This window comes from Bartonella sp. MR168JLCBS (assembly GCF_042194175.1).
The window spans coordinates 1-8282 of the sequence record NZ_JBHIMP010000023.1; the positions used below are offsets into that span (position 1 = coordinate 1).

The following is an 8282-nucleotide window of genomic DNA, read 5'->3' on the forward strand; positions in this document are numbered from 1 at the left end:
AATGAACACTCTTTTAAATCTTCAAACTCTTCTCTTAAAGCCTCTAAGCGCTTCTCTAAATCTTTCAGTGAACCATCAAGCTCTGTTTTCAAAGCGGCTTTCAGTAAATCAAAAACGCCATTAAGCGGCGCATGTACAAAACCTCCCCCCGAATACAAAACGACCCGTACTTGAGACGGGTCGCTAATCTCTGATATCGCAAACGGTTTTAATGACATTTCAACTCCTCATGTCTTGATCCCATAAATGACACTCACATTAACGGGGCGCGTTTCAACACCACCAACCCTCTCTGCCATAAGGTGATGTTCATGATGCTCTCTGTCATTCAGCCCTTCTGTTATAGGCGTTGAATAATATAAAAAATTAGCAAACGGGCTCCTGATAAACCAAGGTAAACGAGGCGGTTTATCTTTTTCTGTAAACCAAAATGGAACCTCTGAAATGCCCACTATTCGGTCAAATTCTTCATGACATTTTTTTAAGCTATCCCCACTCAAACCTACACACTCTTCGTCTATAGCTCTCTTTCGCCTTTGCAAAGAAACTTCAGAAGAAGAAACATCCCGTTTTTTACGAGAAGAAAGACCTTCTGATGACGCTGGACCTATAAAATGTTCATGCGCTTTTAAAGAACAGGGTTGTATACTTGCAAAAGAACGCCAAGGGTCTAAATTGCGTTCATTATCAAGTCCCCGTAAAAATAGCCCCCGAAAATCGGGAACATTAAACGTCTCAACGCCATCCCCTTCTCCCCACGTCGTTCCTATGACACAAAATAAATCCCAATAAACATACCGTGAATAAGCACTTCCATCACATGGCAACCAACCATCCGGCAAGCGTTCCATTGCAAACGGTCCTATCAGACCGGAGGGTAAGCGTTTTAAGGAAGAAACTTTACCCCTTGTCGGGTTGAGAACTTGCCACCCCGAAAGTTCTTCATCATACATGACTGTATAAAGACAACCATCTTGTATCTCTCCTCCCGACAAGGCTAATAAACCGGTTTCTGTCGCCTTATAAACAGGTTTGCCAGCTAAATTATTCAAAGCAATTGTTGTCGCCCCAATGTTCCTGCCCTTTGCTTTAAAACAAACCGATATGCCATTCTTATACTCTAAAAATGCCGATTGGCTTAGAAGCCTTATCACGCTCATCTTTTGGTTATTATCAACCGTCACAATCCCTTCAAGCACGCCGCCCGTATCCGATAAATACTCACTTATCCTTTGCATCATAAAACGAGCGCTATTATTAACCGTGTTAGGATGCTGTCCCTCTGACCAATTAATTAAAGCATCAGCACCACCATTCTCAGATGCCGTTAAAGACCAATCATAAATCGTGGACATCTAAACCTCACGTCTTGATTCCAAACACAACACTCATATTAATCGGGCGCGTCTCACTTACACCTGAACTTGCCAATACAACATCACGCATGTGAAGGTGGGAATGGGGAAAGGCTAGCTTATGGTGCACGCGTATATCCTCTGCCCTCACACCCAAACGTTCAGCAAGTTTCAATCTTTGCTGGTCATTCAACACATATCCCCAGATGATCGTCATATCACCATGCCAACTCTCTTCCTGATTTTCATCATTCAAAATCGTAAAGGATTGACCCCCATGATCATGCTTTCTCATAGCGTCATTTTGTAAAGTGCCAAGATAACGAAAGCGGTCTATCTCGCGGTCATCATCAACACCTCGTAAAAAAACACCACGCAAATCGGGAACATTAAACTTCGTCCAACTATCAGCTCCACCCCACCTGATCCCTATCGCATCATAAAGAGCAGGATAATCACTGCGCAAATAAGCCTTCCCATCACAGGGTAACCAGCCATCTGGCAAAACTTGCATCCCAAAAATCCCTATCGTCCCCGTAGGATAAACGGGAATAACCGGTTCTTGTGATAAAGAAAGAGGCGTAGGATTTAAAACTTGCCAAGCATGATCCCTATAAACCAAGCTATAAATGCATCCCCTTTGAAGCTCGCCTCCCGATAAAGCACGGATACCTAATTCCGTCGCTTTGTAAACAGGTTTAGCCGCCAAATCATTCAAGGCAATTGCGGTTTCCCCAACATTCTTACCCTTTGCTTTAAAACAAACTGATATCCCATTCTTATATTTCAAAAAATGCGATTTACTTTGAAGTCTTATCAACGTCGTCTGTTGTTCAGCATCAACCGTAAAAGTGCTTTCAATTACACTACTCGTATCGGATAAATATTCACGCACACGCTGCATCATCACACGGGCGCTATTATTCACGCTGCTAGGACGTTGTCCTTTTGACCAATCAATCAAATCATCACAATAGGCATTCAAGGAGGCATTTAAAGACCAATCATAGATCGTCGACATTTTAACCTCATGTCTTAATCGCAAACAGAACACTCACATTTACTGGACGCGTCTCGCCTTCACCAGTGCTCTTCAAAACAACCTCTTGGCTCTCATCAAGAGTATGAGAACTTACAATGTAGCCCCCTAAATTCTCACGCTCTATACCCATAAAATTCGCTAGAGAGCTCCCCCCAAACAAGCCTAGACGATAGCCTAATACATCCGTCGTATTCCCATCCCAAAAGTTTTCGTTGCTGGTAAAATGAGACATCGAAAGGCTCTGTCCTTGATGTTGGTGAGACTCGATTAAATCTGTTTGCACACTTGCAAAAGAACGCCCCTCATCAATATTGCGCCCTCCATCAACACCCCGTAAAAACATCCCTCGAAAATCGGGAACATTAAACGTCGCAACGCCATCTCCTTCTCCCCAAACCGTTCCTATCGTCTCAAATAAATCACGATAATCACGACGTAAATAAGCCTTCCCATCGCAAATTAACCAATCCTTTGGAATCCCGCGCATTCCAAAGGTTCCTATAAAACCCGTGGGATAAAGACTGCTTTCTTCTTCTAAAGGGATAGAGGTAGGATTAACAAGATGCCAATGATCTCCATTATAAATCAATGTATAAATGCACCCTTGTTGGATTTCCTCCCCTGATAAAGGACTAACCCCTAATTCCGTTGCTTTATAAACTGGCTTGCCATCTAAATCATTTAAGACAATCGTGGTTGCGCCCACATTCTTACCCATCGCCATAAAGCGCAAAACGATACCATTCTTATACTCTAAAAACTGTGAAGTGCTTGCAAGTCTTATCACACTCGTTTGTTGGACATGATCATTTGTCACAATGCCTTCAAGCTCTCCACCCGTGTCTGACAAGTATTCCTTTACGCGCTGCATCATCACACGGGCGCTCGTGTTCACACTGCTAGGATGCTGTCCTTCGGACCAATCAATCAAATCATCCACGCGCGTATTATCCGCCGCTCTAAGCGACCAATCATAAATCGTTGACATCTCTCGTGAATCCTAATTCCGGTAAAACGGTCCGTAAAACGCCCGCATGAATTGCGTCATCAAAGGATTATCATCATCACTCTCTTCTTCTTCCGAAGCCTCTTCTTGTGATGCTAATAATGCCCTTAAAACCTCTAACAAGTTGTCTCTATTTCTAATGCCACCATGCGCTGTAGGACTTGCTCTATAAGGCTGCCCCCCATACATCTGTAATACACGGTTGACAAAATCACTTGCACGCATAGCGTTGTTACCACCATTCAAGCCAACCGCATTGCTCCCAACAATTTGCGCCGCATTGGCATGGGGATTTTGAAGAAGCCGCGCGGCTCCTCCTGCACCTTGTTGATGCGCTAGATATAATTCTGCATCTGTAGGCGCTCTCCCCAACAGACGGCTTAAATGATTGCGATTATCCCGTGTAAACCGCCCCATGGCATCCGCCGCTTGCATGGGGTCAAAACGATCCTGCAAACCATATTGTTTTGCTGTGCTATCGATAAATTGATACAAACCACCAGCAGAAGAGCGGGGATTCCTTGCATTCGGATTGCCACCACTTTCAACTTGCGCAACACGGTACAAATAACTCTCTGGCAAACCATAACGCGCTGCCGTTTGCCGTATCGCTTGATTGACAGAAGGACTATAACGGGTCATCGTTAAACGTTCTCCCCTACCTTGGTGTACTCAGCATATTAAATTGACCAGCCAATGCTTTTCCTCCTCCTCCAAACAACGCAGCCAAAAATTTGTTCACCCACTCTTTTGTAACGTATCCGCGATTATGCGCTGTCACCATGCTTTGAATGAGCTCTACAATTTTATCATTGGGAATTTTTGAACCACCTGTTAACAACTTGACGATATCCTTTTCAATGCGTTGACGCTCTCTTAAAGCCGCTTCTTTGAATGGAATAGAAGAAGCCTTCACCGCTGCTTTTCCTGCTTGCATAGCTGCATCAAATTTACCCGTTGGCATACTTACATTATGCGTAAAAGATATCTCTTTATTCGCTATACGATTTGGTATTCTGTTATAAAAATCTGCATAATTGGCTTCTTTATTGACAACCTTCTTAACCGTAGAAGCTTTATCTGCTCCGTAAATCTTTGCAAATCTTTCATAAAGATCATCCGTATCAAAAATCTCCTTTGCCTTGGAGACTTTATCTGTCGTTTGCCTCATGCCCTCGAAAAGTTCTCCCCTTGATCCTTTTTTAAAGTATTCTTGTTGTCCCTCTGGTAATTCATCAAAAATTTTACTGAATTCATCCTTATTAACCGACTTGCTAAGGATTTTTGAACCTTCATCCATGGCATCTACACGTGAACTGTACTGATGATACAATGCCCGCCCCTTCTTATATTCAGATGATACATCATCCATAAGCTCTAACAATTTTTTCCGGATACCTACTAAAGTACGAACTTTGCTATCATCTCCCATGTTCCTCGCTGTATCTGTCATAAAACGAAGTTTACGCTGCGTTTCATGAAGAATCCCCATGTTCGGTTTTTCTTTAAGGAGACTAAACTTTTGAGAAGAAAACGGACTGACTTTGTTCCCACCGCTCGTGAACTCCTTTAACCCTTCATCATAAGCTTGTTTGAAGTATGGACGCTTCATTAATTCATTAAGAGCATCATAATATTTTTCTCTTATAGGAGTCTTCTTAGCTATTTCGTAAAGACTATCTGTCGCTGCTTCCCTACTCGCGATAAGATCATCTTTTAAACCTGTAACATTTTGACGAGGAACAAAGTGTTCATCTGCTGCCTGATGAATACGCTCCCCTCCTCCCAGCGCTCTCTGCCCAGCTCTTTTGGTCAAATCAAGATAAGCTCCTTGGTTTCTTTTCGCGATATCAAAAACAAGATCCTGTAAAAAAGGACTATGATCAGCTACGTAATCGGTAGGAACTGCATTCTTAAAAGAGTTTCCTAGCTCTTCAGAAGCCTCCTTACCTAAATGTTTACTGATTTCTCTTAATGTGTCTGTTGCAACACCTTGCTTATGAGAAGGAGAAAAAAGTCTTCGTATTCCGCTTACCGGATAACCAGCCAAATGACCTAAAGCACTTCCAACCAATGCCCCGCCCGCTCCTAAACCTGCACCAGATAACGTACTTGTAAGTGTATTACCAAGTCCTTCGCCTTCTCCTGCGCCATGTAATGCACCAGATGCCGCTCCTACTTTAAGCAAATGAGGTAATGTTGTTTTGTTCGTGATGCCTAAAAATGGACTTGCAAATCGACTTGGAAATGACTGACCAGTGTTCAAAAAGGCTTGACCTAATTTTGACCCCGCCACATTCCTTGCAAGTGTAGGCGCTACAAAGCGTGCTCCTGAGGCTAATAATCCTCCCCCTAAAGTCGCAAGTGAAGGGATTGCCGATCCTAAAGCATTTCCAGCAAAAGAAGTCCAATAATGTTGATCACTCATCCTACGATAATAATCACGTATTCTATTGGCTTCTTTCTCATATTTTTCTATGGTTTTCTTATCTCCAGTCCAATAGTTGTAAAGCCCATTCAAAAAAGCACTTATTGCCAACTCATCATCAGAATCACGTCCTGCCGCTGTGATCCCCGCAATTTCATCATCTAAATTAAAACTCAAACCATGCTTTAAAGAATTCCAAAAGGCTTCACTGCTACTTATTTCGGGATGTTCTGCTTCTTCCTCATCAGAATGGTTGTTATAGTCTGATATGTGTCCAATAATAGGATATTGATCATCATTCCAAATCTGACTATTTGAAGAGCGTTTATTATAATCTGTTATATGTCCAATAATAGGATACTGATCATCATTCCAAACCTGACGTTTTCCAACGTTATCATTCTTATGATTAAGCATTTTAGTATCTCTTTATTCTAATATTACCATCTGCATCTTGAATTTTTGTTCCTATCTCAAATTTAGCGCTCTCTTTGGGACTGGATACCTTCACAAACTCCATAACGCCTTTTTTCTGAGTATTATATTTATCAGAGATTTCTTGAGGGGTTATCTTCCCCGTCATCCAATCATGCAAATCAGTTTTCTGAAGCTTATTTAAAGCATTAAATGTTATTTCAAGATTTTCTAAAGTTTTCAGTAGCCCTTTTGTATTACGCGCAGAATCTAAAGAACCAAAGGTTGCTACCATCGTCCGACTTTCGTAATCTGATATAGGACCAACACTAAGACTTCCTCTAGGATCCATCGATTTTAAGCTCTCAAATACCGCCTTTAAAGCACCACCCTTAATCGTATCAAATAAATTTTCTAATTCATTCGCAGGAGTTCCTCCAATTCCACGCGTAGCCCACGCCTTAAACCCGTTAATCTTATGTTTGCGAATGAGTGCAATCGAATCACGAATAGCATCTATCCCAGCGTTCATCTGATGTTTTGTGGCAATAATATTTTTTTGCTTTTTACCCTCCCACTCTTTCTGTGCTTGTAGCTTCTGATTATACTCCAATGCCTGTAGAGTCCCTGACATCGGTCTCTGTCCACGTTCACCTGTCTCTGGATCGGTATACCATTCATGCCCCGCAAGTAGTTTAGGAGTATCACCACCTGTTAGCAATGCACTAAGCATTTGAGGATTCCGTGCCATGACAGCAGCTTCTTCTTCACTGTAGCCTTTGGATTTCAGATACTCGACGGTCTGATTAACCTGCCCTCTTTGTTTATCACCTTCATTAAGATGCTTCACACCACTTGCAAGCGCATCCCATCCAGAACCATCTGTGGGTGCTGCCGCCATACCTGCAAAAAGATCTTTGAGCTTCTGATACGCATCTGATTGAAAAAACTTATAAGTATTGGACTGTAAAAATTTATCTAAATCTGTCGGTTCAGGAGGCGGTGTTGGGGTTGCGGGCGCTAATGGTTGCGTTTGGGGTTGCATTTGTTCATTAACATGAGGTTTAAGTTCTTGTGGAGCGTCCTCCAGTGCATTTGGCATAGGGGAATGATTTCCTACACCAAGAGGCATTTCCGTTTTAGGAGCCGTATAGGGCATAAATGGTCCATATGGCTGCTGCATATTCTGTAAATAGGGGTTGTTTGGAGCATGTACTTCCTCTGGTGCCATCAAAGGGGCGAGAGTCATTGCCCCTCCAGTAGCTATGGTACTCTTTGGACTTGCTTTCATGAATTGTCCAAATCTTTGCGCCCCTGTAACCGCTTTTGGAGCCATTCTGGGATAAAGATATCTCATAATATGCGGTGCAAATCTCGCTCCTGTTACTAAAGCCATTGGTATTATCGGTGCAACCATCACACTCTCCTACAAAACTATTCTTTAATTATTCTCCAGAGCTTTCTTTTGATTCATGTAATTTAAAAAAAACTTGGATGCTCCTCCTGCCAACGCTGCTCCCATTGGACCACCTGCCATATAACCAAAAGCCATCGGTGCTGCTTGAAGTGCCAGAGAACCTATAGCCCCTACATTTTTCCATGGGTTATTGCCTTGCATCATAGAGGCTGTATTATTATTCGTCGTTGTACCGTAGTTCCTTGCAAAACCATGACCGGCGTTCATAAGCATATTCAACTTATTCCAGCCGCTATTGTCTTGCTCCAGCCAACGTTCTCGATTGGCATCAACAACTCTCTGATTGTAATTATCAAGCACACCTCCCCCCTGTATGGCATTGGAATAGGCATTGCCATAACCCTGTAAAAAGTTATTTGAGGCTCCCAACTGATTTTGATTGGCTTGGTCTATCATGGCATTGGCTTGCATCATGCGATCCGCATCACGATTATACTGGTCTGCTGTAGCACTTGTGGACAAAGCACCAAGTTCATTTGCCAATACACCTGCATGTGCACCGGACCCATAACGACCCGCACCTGCAAAAGAACTGTTAATCGTATCTCTTACACGGTCTA

7 protein-coding genes and 1 pseudogene are annotated in these 8282 nt (G+C 42.6%); all 8 read right to left on the reverse strand.

Annotated features, from left to right (window positions below):
• A partial coding sequence (locus tag ACFIK8_RS08420) for a hypothetical protein (RefSeq protein ID WP_375652209.1) occupies positions 1–218 on the reverse strand: 218 nt, incomplete at its 3' end.
• 9 nt (positions 219–227) lie between these two features.
• Positions 228–1355 carry a phage tail protein gene (locus tag ACFIK8_RS08425; RefSeq protein ID WP_375669187.1) on the reverse strand — a complete coding sequence of 376 codons (1128 nt, stop codon included), beginning with the start codon at positions 1353–1355 and terminating at the stop codon, positions 228–230.
• Positions 1356–1362: 7 nt separating this feature from the next.
• Complete coding sequence (locus tag ACFIK8_RS08430) at positions 1363–2376, reverse strand: phage tail protein (protein ID WP_375669188.1); 1014 nt, start codon at positions 2374–2376, stop codon at positions 1363–1365.
• A 7-nt stretch (positions 2377–2383) separates the two neighbouring features.
• The gene (locus ACFIK8_RS08435) at positions 2384–3385 is read right to left on the reverse strand and encodes a phage tail protein (RefSeq protein ID WP_375669189.1); all 1002 of its coding nucleotides are present in this window, start codon (positions 3383–3385) and stop codon (positions 2384–2386) included.
• A gap of 12 nt (positions 3386–3397) precedes the next feature.
• Positions 3398–4045, reverse strand: a complete 648-nt coding sequence (locus ACFIK8_RS08440; protein ID WP_375669190.1) for a transglycosylase SLT domain-containing protein — start codon at positions 4043–4045, stop codon at positions 3398–3400.
• A 16-nt stretch (positions 4046–4061) separates the two neighbouring features.
• Complete coding sequence (locus ACFIK8_RS08445; RefSeq protein ID WP_375669191.1) at positions 4062–6248, reverse strand: hypothetical protein; 2187 nt, start codon at positions 6246–6248, stop codon at positions 4062–4064.
• A 1-nt stretch (position 6249) separates the two neighbouring features.
• On the reverse strand, positions 6250–7662 hold the full coding sequence (locus ACFIK8_RS08450; RefSeq protein ID WP_375636718.1) for a hypothetical protein: 1413 nt from the start codon (positions 7660–7662) through the stop codon (positions 6250–6252).
• Positions 7663–7686: 24 nt separating this feature from the next.
• Positions 7687–8282, reverse strand: a pseudogene (locus ACFIK8_RS08455) (hypothetical protein); the annotation flags it as partial.

Excerpts from the sequence above, each read along its gene's own strand:
- ACFIK8_RS08425 (WP_375669187.1), bottom strand. The coding sequence starts at position 1,355 with ATGTCCACGATTTATGATTGGTCTTTAACGGCATCTGAGAATGGTGGT.
- ACFIK8_RS08430 (WP_375669188.1), bottom strand. The coding sequence starts at position 2,376 with ATGTCGACGATCTATGATTGGTCTTTAAATGCCTCCTTGAATGCCTAT.
- ACFIK8_RS08435 (WP_375669189.1), bottom strand. The coding sequence starts at position 3,385 with ATGTCAACGATTTATGATTGGTCGCTTAGAGCGGCGGATAATACGCGC.
- ACFIK8_RS08440 (WP_375669190.1), bottom strand. The coding sequence starts at position 4,045 with ATGACCCGTTATAGTCCTTCTGTCAATCAAGCGATACGGCAAACGGCA.
- ACFIK8_RS08445 (WP_375669191.1), bottom strand. The coding sequence starts at position 6,248 with ATGCTTAATCATAAGAATGATAACGTTGGAAAACGTCAGGTTTGGAAT.
- ACFIK8_RS08450 (WP_375636718.1), bottom strand. The coding sequence starts at position 7,662 with ATGGTTGCACCGATAATACCAATGGCTTTAGTAACAGGAGCGAGATTT.